The organism is Stenotrophomonas sp. B2, assembly GCF_014947095.1.
Lineage (GTDB): Bacteria > Pseudomonadota > Gammaproteobacteria > Xanthomonadales > Xanthomonadaceae > Stenotrophomonas > Stenotrophomonas maltophilia_P.
Genome location: NZ_JADCQA010000017.1, coordinates 1 through 17,159 on the forward strand (window position 1 = coordinate 1; position 17,159 = coordinate 17,159).

Here is a 17,159-nt window from a genome sequence, read left to right on the forward strand (position 1 = left end):
CGGCCAGCGACCAGCGCCAGGCCGGGGCCAGACCACCGTAGTCGGCGAAGATGTCCTCGACGATCTCCACGACCGTCCTGTCGTGGAACACATAGCTGTCCACCCGCTGCGACAGGAACGCCAGCCACGGCTGCAGGCGCAGCCGGTAGCGCGCCAGGCCGCCATTGCTGCCCAGCCGCTCGGCGGCGGTGATGCGTCCATGCAAGGGCCGCAGGCTGCCGTCGGCCTGCTGCATCTGCAGCAGCGCGCCCTGCCCGATCAGCGGGCCCAGCGGCAGGCCCGCATCCAGCGACAGCGCCGTGATCGTCCACTGGAAACCGATGCCGTCGATCTGTTCGACGCCATCCAGCGTTTCGGCTACCAGCACTTCGCTCCCCAGCGAGGTGTGCAGCCGCAGGAAGCGCTGTGCATGCGATGGGCCGGCCAGCGCTGCCCGCAGGTTGTTTACCAGGTCCATGGTGATTCCCCGACTTCCCGTGCTTCAAGGTGGTCTGCATGCGGCGTGCGCATCGGCTTCCTCCGGTTCCCGCTTCCGCGTGGCCTGCGCCCCTGTGCGGGGCGACAAGCTCACACGATCATCAGGCGGCCTGGACGATTTCTTCCAGCTGCAGGCGGACGCCTTCGCTGATCTTCAGGCGGTAATCGCGTCCACCGGCCGTGATCTGCAGTTCGCGCACGTTGCTCACCAGCTGCGGCTTGCCCACGACCGGGGCATCCATGTGGATGCGCCAGGAACCGCGGCTGATCTGCGCGGCCACGTTGCGGGCATCCTGGCGGGCAGCGGGCACCGCGGTCTCCAGCAGCTCGATCACATGTTCGGGGCGCAGCCGGTTCCAGGCACGCACACGGTCCAGCTCACGGCCAAGGCCGAGTTCCAGGCTGTCACAGTGGTTGAGAGCCGCTTCGCGGTCGAATCCATAGAATTCCATTGCCTTCTCCATTTGCTCAGTGTCAAGACACTTTGTATTTGAAGTCACCCTTCTTGCCGGCGGTGACCTTGATGGCGTTGATCCGGTTCCCCTCGGCCATCGCCGCCAGCACGCTCTCGGCGATTTCCGGCAGCAAGGTTCCATTGAGGATGTGGTCAACGTTGCGGGCACCTGAGTCCACTTCGGTGCAACGCGCAAGCACGGCCTCCACCAGACTGTCGTCCCAGCTGAAGGTGGCCTTGTGGTTGGCAATGACGCGGTCGCGGATGCGACCGAGCTTGAGCGTGATGATCCGCGCAAGCACGTCATCGTTGATCGGGTAGTACGGTACGACCTTGAGGCGGCCGAGGAAGGCCGGCTTGAAGCTGCGCATCAGCACCGGGCGCAGCGCGTCGGCGAGCGCGTCGGCCGCCGGAATCTCCTCGGCCGGCTTGTTCAGGCAGGCCTGCATGATCTGCGAGGAGCCGATGTTGGAGGTCAGGATGATGAGGGTATTGCGGAAGTCGATTTCGCGGCCTTCCGCATCATCCATCACGCCCTTGTCGAACACCTGGAAGAACATCTCCAGCACGTCGGGATGGGCTTTCTCCACCTCGTCAAGCAGCACCACGCTGTAAGGGTTGCGGCGCACGGCTTCGGTCAGCACGCCGCCTTCGCCGTAACCGACGTAGCCCGGCGGCGAGCCTTTCAGCCCGGACACGCTGTGCGCTTCCTGGTATTCGCTCATGTTGATGGTGATCAACTTGCGCTCACCACCATAGAGGATGTCAGCCAACGCCAGCGCGGTCTCGGTCTTGCCGACACCGGAGGGGCCGACGAACATGAAGACACCGCGTGGCTTATTCGGGTCTTCCAGTTTGGCCGTGGCGGTGCGCACGCGCTGAGCGATCGCATCCAGCGCGTGGTCCTGTCCGATCACGCGCTCGACCAGCAGGTTTCCGAGCGTGCGCACGGTACGGATCTCGTCCTTGACCATGCGGCCCAGCGGCACGCCGGTCCATGCCGACACGATCTCCGCGACCACGGTTCCGTCAACCTGCAGCGGTACCATCGGCGTCTCGCCCTGCAGCTCGCGCAGCTCGGCCTGCAGTCGCGCCAGTTCAGCGTGCTGCGGCGACAGTTCTGGCTTAGCCTTGCCGCGCTTGGCGGCCGGCTTGGCCACGGCGACGTCGCCCTCACCGTCATCGCTGGGCGCTTCGCCATCGGCCGCCTGGGCCTGGCCCTGCTCCATCTGCTGGCGCAGGGCGGCAATGCGGCTTGCCAGTTCGCGCTCGCGGGTGAGGCGCTCCTCATTGCTGGCCAGCACCGCCTGCGCTTCCGCCTGCTGGGCATGCAGCTCGTCCAGGCGCTCGCTGTGCTGTGCACTGCCCCCTGCGGTTTCGCGCTGCAGCGCGCTGATTTCCGCCTGCAGGCGATCCAGGTGCTTGCGGGTGTCTTCGATGATCGCAGGCGTGGCGCTCTGTCCAAGCGCGACCTTCGCGCAGGCGGTATCTAGGACGCTGACAGCCTTGTCCGGCAGCTGGCGACCACTGATGTAACGGTGCGACAGACGCACGGCTTCGGTCACCGCTTCGTCCAGCACGCGGATGTTGAAGTGCGACTCCATCAACCCGACCATGCCGCGCAGCATCGCTGCGGCCAGCACTTCACTGGGCTCTTCAACCTTGACCACCTGGAAGCGGCGGGCCAGCGCCGCGTCCTTCTCGAAGTACTTCTTGTACTCGCTCCAGGTGGTCGCCGCGATCGTGCGCAGCTCACCGCGGGCCAGCGCCGGCTTGAGCAGGTTCGCCGCATCGTTCTGGCCGGCGGTGCCCCCGGCACCGATCATCGTATGCGCTTCATCGATGAACAGGATGATCGGATGCGGGCTCTTCTTGACCTCGTCGATCACGTTCTTCAGGCGGTTCTCGAACTCGCCCTTGACGCTGGCACCCGCTTGCAGCAGCCCCATGTCCAGCGTGTGCAGCTCGACACCCTGCAACACCTCCGGCACGTCCTTGTCGGCAATGCGCCGGGCGAGACCTTCGACCACGGCGGTCTTGCCCACGCCGGCTTCGCCGGTGAGGATCGGGTTGTTCTGGCGGCGACGCATCAGGATGTCGATCACCTGGCGGATCTCGCCATCACGGCCGATCACCGGGTCGATCTTGCCCTCACGGGCGCGCTGGGTCAGGTTGGTGGTGAACTGGTCCAGGGCCGGCGTCTTGGACAACCCACCCTTGGCCTCGCCGGATACGGCTTCCTCGCCCTCACCGCCCTCTTCCTTCGCCGAGGCATCGGCGAAGCGGACGGTCTGCACCGCCTCCTGCGAGCCCTCGGTGAGCTTGGCGAAGTCGTGCTTGAGCTCTTCGCGCTTGAAACGCACGAACAGCTTCGAGCCACGGTAGGCCAACTGCGCCAGGTCCGGCTCGGTCAGCAGCGCCAGCAGCAGATGGCCGCTACGGATGCGGGTAGTTTCCGAGTCCAGCGAGGCGATCAGCCAGGCGTGCTCGAACAGCTTGGGAATGTGCTGGGAAAACACCGGCGTGCGGCCGTTGCCGGTCTTGAACTGACTGATCTCATCGTTGAGATCACGCTCCAGCGATTCCGGCAGGATGCCGCTGCGACGGGCAATCAACACGAAATCGCTCTGCGGCTGCTCGAGCAGGGCCAGGAACAGATGCTCCAGGTCCACCTCATAGTTGCCGCGGGCCATGCACAGGTTCGCGGCCCGCTCGGCCGCCTGGCGGCAGGTGTCGTCCAGCTTGCTGATCAGGGTCTTGAGGTTGATGCTCATGCGGAAACACGCACTCCTTGCTGGAACCGTTCGAGGACCGCAGGCACGGACGCCTGCGGCGGGTTGTCATTGCAGCGTGTGGATGCCATAGGTGGTGTCCTCACGCGATGTGGTCTGCGCCTGGGTGCACATGTAGCTGTCCCAGCCCAGCCGAGCGCCGCCGCCGCTGCCGAGGGCGCTGCCCTGCACATCCTCGGCGCGCAGCACCAGCCGCACTTCGTACTCGAGAACGCCGCCGGTCAACAACGACAACCACTTGGACAGGGCTTCGGCCGCACTGCCACCCGGCAGGAAGGCGTCGAACTGATCGCGCCGCAGCGGCCCGATACGCAGTCGCATGCGCAGGTCTCGCTGCCAGACGCGATCGCCAGCCAGGGCACTCGCCCCCAGCACCGCATTAGCTTGGCCCAGCCGCGTTGCCTGACCGGCGGGCACCCGGTACCACGCGCCGACAAACTGCTCCAGGTGCAACGGCACCTGGAAATAGTCCGACAGGATGCGCTGCATCAGCACGGCCGATACGGGGCGCTGGCGCACGGCACCGGCGTAATAGGCAACGGCCTGATCGAAGATCTCGCCCTCGCCCTCGTGCAGGCGATCGCGCAGCTCGCTCATGCCCATGCCGAGCAGCGAGAGCACCAGCGGCAGGAAGCGCTCGCGGCGATCCAGTTCGTACTGCAGCGCCAGCCGATGCTTCTTCCACGCCGCGTAGTGCAGCGATACGGAGCGTGTGGAGAAGATGTCCAGGAACGCGCGCGCGGTGCGGTCGCGCTGGTACAACTCGCGCAGCTGCAGGGTCTCGGTGTAATGCAGCGGCAATGCGCCAGCGGTGCCCAGCAGGCCCATGAACTGCGGAGTCAGGTGGACCTCGGCCAGTTCCTCGCCGTGCAGCGCCTGCTCGATGGCCTCGCGCCCCTCCAGCCGCTCGCCTTTCAGCGAGTAGACCTCACCCTCCGCGGACAACTCGGTGGCCGGGAAGCCCAGCGACAGCGAGTTGCGGAAGCGCACGCGCATCGGCACGGCCTGGCCGGGCTTGACGCCTTGCCGCTGGAACACCTGCTCAAGCAACCGCACCGCCTGGAAGAACTGGAAGCGGTGGGGCTCGGTGAGCAGCTGCTGGGCTACGCCAGGATCGATTCGCCGCTGCGCGCTGGGCATCGGACGATCTCCTCCCCGCTGTCGCCGGAAACCAGCACCAGACGGGTAAAGCTGTTGGCATGCACGTAAAGTGCGAAGAAGTGGTCCATCACCTGGGCAAAGGCGGCCACACCGGTACCCACGAAGTGGGCTTCATTGATCGTCAGGCGGATCTCCAGGCCACGCACCACCGAAGCGAACTGGCGACCATGCATCCAGGTGGTGGTCGGGGTCTGCTGCAGCTCAAGGATGCCGTCGATCTGGCGAGCGGAAACATTGCTGCCAGACAGGTCGTACAGGCGCAGCATCTCCTTCAGCGCTGGCAGGCCGCTGGCGGTCAGTGACAGCTGGTTCAACGACAGGTGCGAGATCAGGCGCCACTGCGCATTGCGGCCATGGCGGAAACGCAGCGGTTTGGTCGGCTTGCGCAGCAGGCTGATCGCCCTGGCCGGGCTGCCGCCCTCGATGTTCAGGTCACCACCGGCCACACCGAAGGCAAGCTGGTTGGGCAGATCGCGGTTGCTGCAGGTCAGCTCCAGGCTGACCGTGTCGGTCTGCGGAAGTACCGGATTGAATGACAGGTCAACGAAGCTGATCTCCGTCTCGAAACCGGGGCTCTGCCGTGCGACATCCTCATCACGACGTGCCACCCAGTACTGACCGGTCCGCTCCGGATCTTCACCGTGATGCAGCGAGTAGAACGGACGGAAGGCCTGGATCAGTTCGCCCTGCGGTGTCTGCCGGATGCGGTGCACCGAGTCGATCGAGTGCACCTCGTAGGCGAAGGCGCGACGCGCGTCGGCCAGCACCGGATAGTTGACCGTGCGATGGGTGACGCGGATCGGCTCGCCACTGGTCCTGAACAGGTTGACGATGGGGGTGCAGCCCAGGCGCACGTTGTGCGTTCCCAGCTCCTCCAGCACCATCGTGTTGCCCCGGTCCTGGCCCTGCGCATGCAGCACCAGGTGAAGCGTGAAACGACGGCTGGCGCCGGCGGTCACTGTGGGCAGGTGCAGATCGACGAATCCGAACTTCTCCGGATAGGCGAACAGCTCGGTCAGCAGCCGGTACGCCGGATGCGAGCGCGCCGGGAAGTCGATCAGCGCCTCATCCTCGGCAAAGCCCACCGGGCTCAGCGGGACCTTTTCCAGGCGTCGCCAGCGGCCATCGCCATCGGATTCGACATAGGCCGCCTTTACCCCGAGCATCAGCGCATCGCGCAGAGCGGCCCGCACCGACGGCTCGCCATCCAGGAACAGGCGAAGCTGATCGGTGCCCAGCTGGCCGAAGCCGAGCTGATCGGACAGCAGCTGGAAGCCCAGCGAGATCTGGCCGCCGGTGCCCGCCGGCAGCGTCGTGGCCATCGGTGCATCGGCGACACTGCGGTACACCACCTGCTGTACCCCGACCGGTGCCAGGACCACGTCGTAGGCGGTGCGGAAATCACACGGAACGCCACGCACGGGGCGGCTCTGCAGGGCGGTACCGCGGGGTACGCGCACCGGCGCGCTCAGTTTGGAGGCTACCCCTTCCATGTCGAAGTGGGCGATCGAGCACGACGGGAATGGGCGCAGGTAATGTGGATAGAGCACATCCAGCAGCGCGTCGGTGAACTCGGGATAGTCGTCCTCGATGCGCTTGGAAACGCGGGCACTGAGCAGCGCGAACGCTTCGATCAGCCGCTCGACATGCGGGTCCTGGCTGCCCTCCGCGGACAGTTGCAGGCGGCCGGCAATCTTCGGGTAACGCTCGGCGAACTCGCGTCCGTAACGACGGAGATAGGCCAGTTCGCGTTCGTAATAAGGAAGCAGGTCCTGCATCAGCCGGCCTGCGTGCGACGTGCGCGGGTGACCTGGTACTGCAGGGTCGAGGGCTGCAGCATCGCGTCGAAGCTGACCGGCTCGCGCGCCGGTTCCAGATCCAACAGCGCATGGATGGTGAAGTGCAGGCCGCCGGCAAACTGATTGCCGGCGTCTAGGTGCACGTTGACGTTGCGGAGCCGGCGCTCGTGGCGCGCCACGGCCTGCTCCAGGGAGCGGCAGATGGCGGCGCGATCATAGGCGTTGGCCAGGCTCATCGCGGAGAAATCGGCCAGCCCGTAGGTCAGCAGCGACTGCCGGCAGTTGGGGAACTCCTTCATGTCGCCTTCCTGGAACGCGGCGCGCGAATTCAGCAGCCCTTCCAGGTCACGGGCAATGGATTCCTTGTACTGCTCCAGCGAGACGGACTTGAATACCGGCCCGGCGCCCGGCTGCTTGGGGGCGTCGTCGAACAGTTTTTCCAGCAGGCTGGGTTCGAGTCCCTTCATTGGTCGATCTACTCAGGTTCGGCATCCGTGCGGGCGGCAGCGGTGCGGCAGAGACAGGGCCGTTCCTGGCCCTGCCCGACGATCAGACTGCGATGGCGCACGAGGCGCCATCGCAGTGACACAACATCACACGGTGTAGTTCGGGATGTTCTTGGTTGCGCTCCACTGCGCCACGGTCTTGCCACCAACGCCGCCTTCCGGCTTCTGCTGCTGGTAAGTCCACTTGATGGCGCCGAAGCTCAGCTGAACAACTTCCTGCGGCATGCCTTCCTTGTCCACCGTCGTGGTGACGCGGTGGACCAGCACGTTCAGCAGCTCGACCGTGTAGTAATTGATCGCGTTGCCGTCCTTGTCGGCGCGCATGAACTGGATCTGCGCCTTCGGGAAGGTGGTGCCGTTGGAGGCGGCCTGGTTCAGGGCCGTGGAGGCGAGGTCGATCGACTTGGTGATTTCGATCGGGGACAGGTTCACGCGGGCAGCGGTGGTGCCGCCGGAGGTCGACGCGGTGGCCGAACGCGGCTGCAACAGGTCCTGCGAGAACGACTGGATTTCAATCCAGTCCTTGTGCTTGTCGTCGTGCGACTCGCCCTTGATGGTGTCAATCGAGAGGAAAGCGTGCTGCATATCTGGTCTCCTAAATTCCGTTCTTCCGTGAGATTTGATGTGCCAGGCGGGGGCCTGGCGGTTAAGGGGGGCTGCGCCCTCTTGAAATAAGCGTCACTGCAATCCGGGGAGCGGACCCCCCTGGACGCTTCAGTTACAGCAAACCGTTACGACTTTTTCGCGGACGCCGGCAGTTCGGCGACCAGACGCAACGAAACAGACAGCTCATCGAGCTGGAAATGCGGCCTGATGAAGGCCACCGCGCGGTAGACACCAGGCTTGCCCGGCACCTCCGAAACCTGCACAGATGCCTCGCGCAACGGGAACTGGGCCTTGGCTTCCTGCGATGCGTTGTCGTCCAGCAGCACGTACTGGGCGATCCACCGGTTCAGGAATTCCTCGACGTTGCCCGCCGATGCGAAGCTGCCGATCTTCTCGCGCATCATCGCCTTGAGGTAATGGGCGATGCGCGACACCGCGAAAATGTACTGCAGCTGGGCAGACAGGATCGCGTTGGCGTTGGCCGAATCGGTATTGTACTTCTTCGGCTTCTGTGCCGACTGTGCGCCGAAGAACGCGGCGTAGTCGGTGTTCTTGCAGTGCACCAGCGGCATGAAGCCGAGGTCACTGAGTTCCTTTTCACGACGGTCGGTGATGGCCACTTCCGTCGGGCACTTCAGCGCGACTTCGCCATCATCGGTGCGGAAGGTATGGGTCGGCAGGTCCTCGACCAGGCCGCCACCTTCCACGCCACGGATTGCCGCGCACCAGCCGAAGTTCTCGAAGGCCTGGGTCAGGCGCGCACCCATCGCATAGGCGGTGTTGCACCACAGGAACTTGCTGTGGTCGGCCGCTTCGATCTCCTCGACGAAGTTGAAGCCTTCGACGGTGGTGCCATCCTTCGGGTTGTAGGGCAGACGGCCGAGGAAGCGCGGCATGGTCAGACCGACATAGCGGCTGTCCTCACTCTCGCGGAACGACTTCCACTTCGCGTACTCGACCGTGTCGAACACCTTGGCCAGGTCGCGCGGCTTGCCCAGATCGGTGAAGGTTTCCAGGCCGAACATGCCTTCACTCGCTGCCGAAATGAACGGCGCGTGCGCGGCGGCAGCCACGTGCGACATCTGCTCGATGAAGTACATGTCCTCCGGCTGGCGGCCGAGGAAGTAGTCGCCGATCAGTGCGCCGAACGGCGCGCCACCGAAGGTGCCGAACTCTTCTTCGTAGACCTTCTTGAACAGCGCGCTCTGGTCGAAGTCGATGGCCGACTTGAAATCCTTCACCAGATCCTTCTGCGGCGAATTGAAGACCTTGATCTTCATGTTCGGGCCGGTGGAGGTCTGCTGGCACAGGTAATGCAGGCCTCGCCAGCTGCCTTCCAGCTTCTGGAACGGTTCGGCATGCATGACGGCGCTGAGCTGCTCGGAGATGATCCGGTCGATCTCGGCGATGCGCGCATCGAGGGTGAGGTTGAGGTTGTCGGAGACGACCACGGTGCCGTCCAGGACTTCCTTCGCCAGCGCGGCGATGATGTCCTTGGCGCGGTCATGCTCGGTCTTCGACTTGGCGACCTTGCTCTTCTCGACGATCTGGTCGAGCAGGCCGACGTCTTCGGCAACGGCGGCCTGCGTGGCCAACGGGCTGGCTTCGGCTGACATCGGTCAGTCCTCCTTGGTCACGCCGAGCTTCTTCAGCTGCTCGGTGTTGTTGAGCACATCGGTCAGCAGGTCTTCCAGCTTCTCGTTGCCGGCCAGCTTGTTGCGCAGGTCGGCGAGCTTGGTGCGCGACTCGAGCAGGCGCCGCAACGGCTCGATCTGCTGGACCACCGCCTCGGGACGGAAGTCATCGATGGAGTTGAACTTCAGCTCGACGCCGAATTCGCCGCCTTCGTCGCTGATCTTGTTCGGCACGCGATAGACCGCACGCGGGGCGATGCCTTCCATCACTTCGTCGAAGTTGTCCATGTCGACGCTGACGAACTTGCGATCCTTGACCTTGGGCAGCGGCTGCTCCGGGTTGCCGCTGAAATCGCCCATCACGCCGACCACGAACGGCAGTTCCTTCTGCTCGATCGCGTCACCCTTCTCGACATCGTAGGTGAGCTGGACGCGCGGCGGGCGGATCTTCTGCAGCCGCTTCTGGATGCTTTCCTTCTTGGCCATGTGTGTCTCCTGACTGGGGCCGGGTCCGGATCAGTTGCCGATGTTCTGGAACGGATCGGAGTTGTTCGAGCGGGCAGCGGGCTTGGCCGGCTGTGCAGCGGGCTGTGCGGCAGCGGCGGGCGCGGCGGCACGGCCGGCACGGGCGCGGCTGCGCGGCTTCGGCTTGGGCGCCGGATCGAGAATGGCATCACCCATGGTGTTGCGCAGGGTGGTAGCCAGGGTCTGCGCTTCCTTGCGGGCAGTATCGGAAGCCAGCGCGCCGCGCCCCTGCAGGCGGGTCAGCGACTGGTTGGCAATGCGGAAACCGGCCACCGTGATCACGCCATCGGCGACCAGATCGCTGGGATCGCGCTGCAGCACTTCCTCGGCAGCCACAATGGCGCGGGCATACTGGCCCTGGTCGAACTGCAGCTGAGCGATGCGCACCCACGGCTCCTTGCGCGTCGGATCGGCCTTCGCCGCTTCCTCGAATGCGCTGATGGCGGCATCCGCGCCACCGGTGGTGACCTGTGCTTCGGCATTGCTCAGCGTCGTTTCGAACGGCACGACCTCGGCCTTCTTCGGTGCCGATGAGCAGGCCGCCAGGCCCGACAGCAACATCAGCGCGAACATCGGCCGGTAGACAGCCTTCCCCATTGCCTTCACTTCCATAGTGATCCCTCGTCGAAATTAGTTCCTAAAGGAAGCCGAATCGCCGCCGATACACCGCACGGGATTCCTGCCCCTGTCGGCGGCAGTGTACATTCGCGAATACGCATCGGTATAGTGAATTTCGTCAAGAATGTGGCGGTTTTGATAGACACATTCTTCACATTCCAATGTGATATCCGCGAGCGAAATCCGTTGCATACGTGACTTTCACCCCGCCCTTCGAGCCCGCCGACTCCAGATGAATGCGCAACTCTCCTCATTTCGCCGCGTGATATCCGTCACGATTTTCTCCTTCATTGTTTCGGGTTCCCTTGCCGGTTGCGCCAGCGACAGCAAGCTCGGGAAAGCGATGGACAAGACGCTGCAGGCCGTCGGCATCCGCGAGGAAAAGCCGAAAGCGCCACCGACCGTCCCATTGCGCCTGTATGCCGGCACCAACCTCAATGCCGGCAACGACAAGCGGGCGAGCGCGGCGGTGGTCAAGGTCTACCACCTGCGCAGCCTGCAACGGTTCGAACAGGCGCCCTTCAACGCATTCCTGGACCAGGCCGGAGAGCAGGCCGCCCTCGGTGCCGACCTGCTGTCGGTCAATGAGGTGGTGCTGACCCCCGGGGCCCGGCAGGAATTGTCCGAGCAGCTGAGTGAAGGAAGTGCAGTGCTGGGCGTGGTCGCCCTGTTCCGCGCCCCCGCCGAGAACCGCTGGCGGCTCGCGTTCGACACCAAGGGCAAGACCCTGCCGCAGGACGGTGTGACCATCGGTGTCCACGCCTGTGCCCTGACCAGCGACAGCAAGGCCCTGCTCACACGACTTTCCGGCGATCCGGGCAGTCTTGCCTCGATCCGCTGTGCAGGCGCGAAATAGGACCGCGTCGGAATTCTGGCACTCAAATTGCCGCAATGCGATAGTATCTTCCGCGCAACGTTTGCCCCGCCGCAATCAATGTGCGATGTGATTCACACTTTCACATTGCAAGGCAGGGCCTTCGCCGCAGCGGAACGCGAGGACGGCGGAACCGGCCCCCAAGGGGCAACCTTTCAAGGTATTTCCAAGGATTGAATGTGGCTTATGTAAGCAGGATGTCGAAGGTTCTCTGGGGTGAAGGGCTGTTCCTGCGGCCCCAGCATTTCCAGCGCCAGGACGCGTATCACGAGGCACGGCTGCAGGATCTTTCGCAGACGCTGCACCCGTACGCGTGGGGCGCGCGCCGCGTGCGTTTCGACCCCCATGCCTTGTCCGGCGGCACGTTGAGGCCGCTCGATCTGTCGGCGGTGTTTCCCGATGGCGAAACCTACGATGCCCCCGCCCACGACAGCCTGCCGGACGCGGTGTCGCTGCAGGATCTGCCGCCTGGCGTGCAGTCCACGGTGATCTACCTGGCACTTCCGCTGCTGCGCGATGACGGCGCCAACTGCACCGATGCGGAAGGCACGGTGCTTGCGCGCTATCGGCAGGCAAACCGCGATACGCAGGACCTGTTCACCGATGCGGTGGAGGCCGAACTGGCCTACCTGAGCAAGGCGGTGAAGCTGCTTACCGACGACCAGCCCCGTGATGCCTATGCCACCGTGCCGGTGGCGCGTGTGCGCCGCACCTCCAGCGGCGGCTTCGAGCTGGACGATGAGTTCATCCCGCCCTGCGCGCAGCTGCAGGCCTCGCCGTTCCTGCATCGTGAACTGCGTGCGGTGCTCGATGCGCTGCAGGCCAAGGTCGATGCGCTGTACGGGCTGCATCGGCAGACGTCGCAGAACATCATCGAATTCCGCTCGGGCGACATCGCGTCGTTCTGGCTGCTGCATACGATCAACAGTTCCTTCAGCGCGCTGGCCCATCTGCTGCATCATCCGCAGCTGCATCCCGAGCGCCTGCACCAGGAACTGCTGCGCATGGCGGGCGCACTGCTGACCTTCTCCAACGCCTACCAGCTGGGCGACCTGCCGGTGTACCGCCACGACCAGCCGGAAGCTTCGTTCCGCAAGCTGCTGGAGATCGTGCGGGCACTGCTGGATACGGTGATCTCCACGCGCTACTTCAAGATCGCGCTGAACGAGGTCAAGCCGTCCTACCACCTCGGTCGGCTGGACTCGCAGCGGATCGACGGGAACGCCTCGTTCTACCTGTCCGTCTCCGCCTCGCTGCCGGCGCAGGAGCTGATCCAGAGCGTCCCGGTGCGCTTCAAGGTCGGCGCGCCGGACGACGTCGAGAAGTGCGTGCTGTCCGCACTGCCAGGCGTGAAGCTTACCCACGCCGCGCAGGTGCCGGCAGCGATCCCGGTGCGCCCGGGCAGCCATTACTTCGAATTTGATTCGCGCGGTGCGCTGTATGAGCGCATGCTCAAGGCGCAGTCGGTGATGATCTATGTGCCGGCCGGCATTGCCGAGCTGAAGATGGAACTTGTGGCGGTGACCTCATGATGAATTCCCCCCTGCCCCCGACCCCGGGCCCGATGCCGTCGCTGACCGCCAATGGCGCGATGGTCAATCCGACGCCGCAGGCGGCCAATCCGCAGAGCCTGCAGGATCTGATGTCCGACGGCTTCTACCTGCTGCTTCTGCTCAAGCGTGGCCAGTTGCCGCACGACGCAGAGGGCTTCGTGCAGACGGTGCAGAAGTTCCTCGATGGCGTCGAACGCAACGCGATGCGGCTTGGCGTGGCGTCCGAAGATGTCTACGCCGCCAAGTACGCGTTCTGCGCCGCGGTGGATGAGGCGATCCTGTCGCAGCCGTCGCCGCTGCACGAAACCTGGGAACGCAATCCGCTGCAGTTGCGCCTGTTCGGCGAGCACCTCGCCGGCGAGCACTTCTTCGATCGGCTGGAAGAACTGCGCCGCCAGGGCGCGGCGCGCCTGCCGTCGCTGGAGGTCTATCACTACTGCCTGCTGATGGGCTTCGAGGGCAAGTACCGTATCGAAGGCACCGAGAAGCTGGGCTATCTGACCGCGCGCCTGGGTGACGAGATCGTCTACCTGAAGGGCAAGCGCCACGGCTTCGCCCCGCACGCGCTGCCGCCCGACAACGTGCGCCATGGCCTGCGCCGGGTCGTGCCGCTGTGGCTGCCGGCCGTGGTTGTCGGCTGCTTCGGCATCGTCGCGTTCTTCGGCATGCGCGCCTACCTTGGACACGAAACCCGTCAGCAGCTGGCCGCCTACAACGACGTGGTGCAGATGCCTGAGCGCACCGCCCACATTACGATCACCCTCCCATGAGCCTGACGATATGGACATCTCGCGCTCCACGCTGCTTGCTTCCCTCGCCTCGCTGTCGCATCGGGATCGCCTGATCCAGCTCAAGGGCCCCGACGAGGGCCTTGTGGTCGAGCGGTTTGAAGGCACCGAATCGGTGTGCGGTGACAACCGCCTGCAGATCGACTGCCTGGCCACCGATGCGTTCCTGGAACTGGAACCGTGGCTGGAGCAGCCGCTGACCCTGCAGCTGCGCCAGGCCGATGGCGCGCTGCGGCAGTGGCACGGGCTGTGCACCGAGGCGGCGCAGCTGGGAAGCGACGGCGGGCTGGCCCGCTACCGGCTCACCCTCGAACCCTGGACCGCCCTGCTGCGCCTTCGCCGCAACGCAGTGATTTTCCAGGACCAGGACACCCGCGCGATCTGCGAGCAGATCTTCGCCGACTACCCGCAGGCCGCCTTCCGCTTCGACGTGCAGGCCCAGTTGCCGGCCCGCGCGATCACCACCCAGTACCGCGAAACCGACTGGGCCTTCGTCACCCGCCTGCTGTCCGAGGCTGGCCTGGCCTGGCGCATCGAGCAGGCGCAGGAGGGCGATGCCGCCCACACCCTGGTGGTGTTCGAGCCCGGCGCCGAACTGCCCGATGTGGGCCGCGTGCGTTTCCATCGCGCCGACATGGCCGAGAGCAGCGATGGCATCACTGCCTTCGCCGAACGCCAGCAGCTGGTGCCCAACGCCAGTACCGTCGCCAGCTGGCACAGCGAACAGGTCAATGCCGTGGCGGCGCAGTCCAGTGCCGATGCCGGCACCCTGCCCGCGCTGGAGGTCTATGTGCAGCCGCGTGCCGGCCGCTTCGCCCAGCCCGCCTGGGCCGACGCCGAAGCGCAGGCGCGGCTGGACGCACTGCGCGTTGGCCAGGTGCTGTACAGCGGCAGCGGCAGCGAGCGCCAGCTGGCCGCAGGCAGCACGTTCAGCCTGGCCCAGCATCCGCAGCATGAGGGCCAGCGCTTCCAGCTGCTGGCCGTGCAGCATGTCGCCGTCAACAATCTGGACCAGGGCATCGCCGAGCTGCTCGGCAGCACCGATCTGGAGCGCGGCGCCTACCGCAACGCCTTCCTCGCCACCGGCGCCGGTGTGCCGCTGCGAGCCCTGCCGCAGGACCGCCCCACCCTGCATGGCCCGCAGACCGCACGCGTGGTGGGTGTGGCCAATGCGGCCGTCAGCCCGAACCGCGAACACCAGGTGCGCATCCAGTTCGGCTGGCAGCGCGGCAGCCAGCCCAATCCGGGCGGTCTGACCGACACCGGCAGCGCCCAGACCGGCCATGCGCCCGGCGACCACACCAGCGGCAGCTGGGTGTCGGTGGCCGAATGGGTGGCCGGCCCGAACTGGGGCACGGCCTTCCTGCCGCGCATCGGCAGCGAAGTGCTGGTGGAATTCCTGCACGGTGACATTGACCAGCCGCGCATCACCGGCCAGCTCTACAACGGTGAGGTCGCCCCACCCTTCGGCGGCGGCATCGATGAGAACGCGCGCCATCCCGGCGTACTCAGCGGCCTGCATACCCAAGCCCATGACGGCAGCGGCACCCAGCAATGGGTGATCGATGACACGCCGGGCCAGCTGCGTACGCGCCTGCACAGTTCGCTGGCCGACAGCCGGCTGGAGCTGGGCTACCTGATCGCGCACCAGAACACCGCCCGTGGCGCCCTGCGCGGCGAGGGCTTCGAGCTGGCCACGCAGGGCTGGGGCAATGTGCATGCCGCTGAAGGCCTGCTGCTGTCCGCCAGCGCGCAGGAGCGGGCTGCCTCAACGGTCATGGACAACGCCAGCGTAGTGGCGCAGCTCAAGGGCGCCGAGCGCAGCCTGGAGCAGATGCAGCAGACCCTGGCCCAGCAGCAGGTGCCCGGATTGACCGAGTTCGAGCGCACGAAGCAGCTGCGCGAGCAGATCGATCCGCAGGCACAGGGACGCTACGAAGGCGAGGTCAACGGACAAAGCGCGATGAAGCCGGGCGGCGATGGCCGCAGCCCGGGCGACCAGCCGGTGGAGCGTCTGGCCAAGCCGCTGCTGCTGGCCGAAGCACCGCACCACATTGCCTGGACCACGCCAGCCAGCGCGGTGGCCTACGCCGGGCAGAACCTGCAGATGACGGTGCAGCAGGATCTGCACATCAGCGCAGGCGAGACCATCGCCACGGTGTCCGGCGAGCACGTCTCACTGTTCGCGCAGAGCGGCCCGCTGCGGGTGATCGCCGCCCAGGGCCCGGTCAGCCTGCAGGCCAACGATGGCGAACTGGAGCTGCTGAGCGACCAGGCACTGACCATCACCGCCACCGATGACCGCATCGATGTGCTGGCGCAGAGCAAAGTGGTGCTGCAGGCCGGCAGCAGCGCGATCACCCTGGAGGGCGGCAACATCACGTTCAGCTGCCCGGGCGAGTTCAAGGTGAAGGCGGGCGAGCATCCGTTCATGGGGGGGGGAAGTGATGCGCCGTCCATGCCGGTACTTCCCAGTGGGCTGTACTCGTTCAAGGAAAGCCTGCGCTTCGCGCTGGAAGGCGCCGATGTACTGGCCACGGAAATGGGGTGGAAGGACAAGGCCTACCGCATCTTCAACAACGAAGGCGAACAGGTCGCCAGCGGAACCATCGGTGAGGACGGTCGGTTGCCCCGCGTGATGGCCGATGGCCTGGGTCGGCCGCTGACCTTGGAGGTTGGCGATGACACCTGGGAAATGTTGGTGTCGGCGCCGGGCCGCCCACCCGAGAATGACGGCGACACACCCGACAGCGACGGCAGCGACCCCTTCCTCGGGAACCTGGACGCGGCCGATGCGACCGGCGCCCTGACGTCCGAACAGATCCTGGAACTGCTCAACGAACCCCCGTCATCAACATGATCATCCGACACTTCCTGCTGCTGCTCGCATTGTGCATGGGCCCCTCCGCCAATGCGCAGCAGTATTCGACCGGCAGCACTGACATCAAGACCGCTCAAGGTACGTTGCGCGTGAATTCCGGGTATGTCAGTCATTCCAATGCCCACAGTTTCCATGTTTACAGCTTCCAGTACCGTCCGATTGCCAACGAAGCCGTGTGGAACCAGCTTCCGCTGCTCGCACGCAACGATGCGCCGCCGGTGGATTTCCTCGTAAAGGCGACGGCCACGGCTGACTTCCCGCTCCGCGATGCGCGTGTGCGGGTCGAGGCGGGCAAGGTGGTCCTCTACATCGCTGAGTTGTCCTTCAAGGACACGCCATACGACGACGACGCTGCCGTCGAGCTGAAACGCTACCTTCTCAAGCAGCAGCCCGACGAGGAGCGCTGGGTACTGGTGCTCGATTCCACCCGCCGTCTGCCCCAGGGCGTTGATGTCGCACAGGCCCTGAGCACGCTGACGCCCCGATAGGAC

General features: G+C 65.3%; 15 protein-coding genes. 5 read left to right on the plus strand and 10 right to left on the minus strand.

Annotated features, from left to right (window positions below):
- From IMX13_RS17165 to IMX13_RS17210, 10 genes are all read right to left on the minus strand, one after another.
- Positions 1-457: contractile injection system protein, VgrG/Pvc8 family (locus tag IMX13_RS17165; RefSeq protein WP_264464702.1), on the minus strand; the 457-nt coding region annotated here is incomplete at its 3' end.
- A gap of 121 nt (positions 458-578) precedes the next feature.
- Positions 579-929 (minus strand): hypothetical protein, encoded by a 351-nt coding sequence (locus IMX13_RS17170; RefSeq protein WP_053520392.1) that lies wholly within the window; start codon positions 927-929, stop codon positions 579-581.
- Positions 930-951: 22 nt separating this feature from the next.
- Positions 952-3,705 (minus strand): type VI secretion system ATPase TssH, encoded by a 2,754-nt coding sequence (gene tssH / locus IMX13_RS17175; protein WP_193396805.1) that lies wholly within the window; start codon positions 3,703-3,705, stop codon positions 952-954.
- 66 nt (positions 3,706-3,771) lie between these two features.
- Positions 3,772-4,863: a type VI secretion system baseplate subunit TssG gene (tssG, locus tag IMX13_RS17180; protein ID WP_193396806.1), complete on the minus strand. Its 1,092-nt coding sequence runs from the start codon at positions 4,861-4,863 to the stop codon at positions 3,772-3,774.
- Positions 4,827-6,662 carry a type VI secretion system baseplate subunit TssF gene (gene tssF, locus IMX13_RS17185; RefSeq protein ID WP_053520395.1) on the minus strand — a complete coding sequence of 612 codons (1,836 nt, stop codon included), beginning with the start codon at positions 6,660-6,662 and terminating at the stop codon, positions 4,827-4,829. Before tssF ends, tssG begins: the two co-directional genes overlap by 37 nt.
- Positions 6,662-7,150: a type VI secretion system baseplate subunit TssE gene (gene tssE, locus IMX13_RS17190; protein WP_180877011.1), complete on the minus strand. Its 489-nt coding sequence runs from the start codon at positions 7,148-7,150 to the stop codon at positions 6,662-6,664. The genes tssF and tssE overlap by 1 nt, the downstream gene beginning before the upstream one ends.
- Before the next feature lie 126 nt (positions 7,151-7,276).
- A complete protein-coding gene (locus tag IMX13_RS17195; protein WP_006465355.1) occupies positions 7,277-7,774 on the minus strand; it encodes a type VI secretion system tube protein Hcp in 498 nt (165 codons plus the stop codon).
- A 146-nt stretch (positions 7,775-7,920) separates the two neighbouring features.
- On the minus strand, positions 7,921-9,411 hold the full coding sequence (gene tssC, locus IMX13_RS17200; RefSeq protein ID WP_053517619.1) for a type VI secretion system contractile sheath large subunit: 1,491 nt from the start codon (positions 9,409-9,411) through the stop codon (positions 7,921-7,923).
- A gap of 3 nt (positions 9,412-9,414) precedes the next feature.
- Complete coding sequence (gene tssB, locus IMX13_RS17205) at positions 9,415-9,915, minus strand: type VI secretion system contractile sheath small subunit (RefSeq protein WP_053517620.1); 501 nt, start codon at positions 9,913-9,915, stop codon at positions 9,415-9,417.
- A gap of 30 nt (positions 9,916-9,945) precedes the next feature.
- Complete coding sequence (locus IMX13_RS17210) at positions 9,946-10,551, minus strand: tetratricopeptide repeat protein (RefSeq protein WP_227255495.1); 606 nt, start codon at positions 10,549-10,551, stop codon at positions 9,946-9,948.
- Between the two features lie 253 nt (positions 10,552-10,804).
- Between IMX13_RS17210 and tssJ the strand changes: the two genes are divergently transcribed.
- From tssJ to IMX13_RS17235, 5 genes are all read left to right on the plus strand, one after another.
- Positions 10,805-11,428 (plus strand): type VI secretion system lipoprotein TssJ, encoded by a 624-nt coding sequence (tssJ, locus tag IMX13_RS17215; RefSeq protein ID WP_053517622.1) that lies wholly within the window; start codon positions 10,805-10,807, stop codon positions 11,426-11,428.
- Between the two features lie 215 nt (positions 11,429-11,643).
- Positions 11,644-12,978 (plus strand): type VI secretion system baseplate subunit TssK, encoded by a 1,335-nt coding sequence (gene tssK / locus IMX13_RS17220; protein ID WP_053517623.1) that lies wholly within the window; start codon positions 11,644-11,646, stop codon positions 12,976-12,978.
- On the plus strand, positions 12,975-13,769 hold the full coding sequence (icmH, locus tag IMX13_RS17225) for a type IVB secretion system protein IcmH/DotU (RefSeq protein WP_181452092.1): 795 nt from the start codon (positions 12,975-12,977) through the stop codon (positions 13,767-13,769). The genes tssK and icmH overlap by 4 nt, the downstream gene beginning before the upstream one ends.
- A gap of 10 nt (positions 13,770-13,779) precedes the next feature.
- On the plus strand, positions 13,780-16,647 hold the full coding sequence (locus tag IMX13_RS17230) for a type VI secretion system Vgr family protein (RefSeq protein ID WP_227255496.1): 2,868 nt from the start codon (positions 13,780-13,782) through the stop codon (positions 16,645-16,647).
- The gene (locus IMX13_RS17235; protein WP_164151854.1) at positions 16,644-17,156 is read left to right on the plus strand and encodes a hypothetical protein; all 513 of its coding nucleotides are present in this window, start codon (positions 16,644-16,646) and stop codon (positions 17,154-17,156) included. Before IMX13_RS17230 ends, IMX13_RS17235 begins: the two co-directional genes overlap by 4 nt.
- The last annotated feature ends 3 nt before the right edge of the window (positions 17,157-17,159 follow it).

Bases quoted from the DNA above. Each gene is read 5' to 3' on its own strand.
- IMX13_RS17170 (WP_053520392.1), bottom strand. From the start codon at position 929: ATGGAATTCTATGGATTCGACCGCGAAGCGGCTCTCAACCACTGTGAC.
- tssH (WP_193396805.1), bottom strand. From the start codon at position 3,705: ATGAGCATCAACCTCAAGACCCTGATCAGCAAGCTGGACGACACCTGC.
- tssG (WP_193396806.1), bottom strand. From the start codon at position 4,863: ATGCCCAGCGCGCAGCGGCGAATCGATCCTGGCGTAGCCCAGCAGCTG.
- tssF (WP_053520395.1), bottom strand. From the start codon at position 6,662: ATGCAGGACCTGCTTCCTTATTACGAACGCGAACTGGCCTATCTCCGT.
- tssE (WP_180877011.1), bottom strand. From the start codon at position 7,150: ATGAAGGGACTCGAACCCAGCCTGCTGGAAAAACTGTTCGACGACGCC.
- IMX13_RS17195 (WP_006465355.1), bottom strand. From the start codon at position 7,774: ATGCAGCACGCTTTCCTCTCGATTGACACCATCAAGGGCGAGTCGCAC.
- tssC (WP_053517619.1), bottom strand. From the start codon at position 9,411: ATGTCAGCCGAAGCCAGCCCGTTGGCCACGCAGGCCGCCGTTGCCGAA.
- tssB (WP_053517620.1), bottom strand. From the start codon at position 9,915: ATGGCCAAGAAGGAAAGCATCCAGAAGCGGCTGCAGAAGATCCGCCCG.
- IMX13_RS17210 (WP_227255495.1), bottom strand. From the start codon at position 10,551: ATGGGGAAGGCTGTCTACCGGCCGATGTTCGCGCTGATGTTGCTGTCG.
- tssJ (WP_053517622.1), top strand. From the start codon at position 10,805: ATGAATGCGCAACTCTCCTCATTTCGCCGCGTGATATCCGTCACGATT.
- tssK (WP_053517623.1), top strand. From the start codon at position 11,644: ATGTCGAAGGTTCTCTGGGGTGAAGGGCTGTTCCTGCGGCCCCAGCAT.
- icmH (WP_181452092.1), top strand. From the start codon at position 12,975: ATGATGAATTCCCCCCTGCCCCCGACCCCGGGCCCGATGCCGTCGCTG.
- IMX13_RS17230 (WP_227255496.1), top strand. From the start codon at position 13,780: ATGGACATCTCGCGCTCCACGCTGCTTGCTTCCCTCGCCTCGCTGTCG.
- IMX13_RS17235 (WP_164151854.1), top strand. From the start codon at position 16,644: ATGATCATCCGACACTTCCTGCTGCTGCTCGCATTGTGCATGGGCCCC.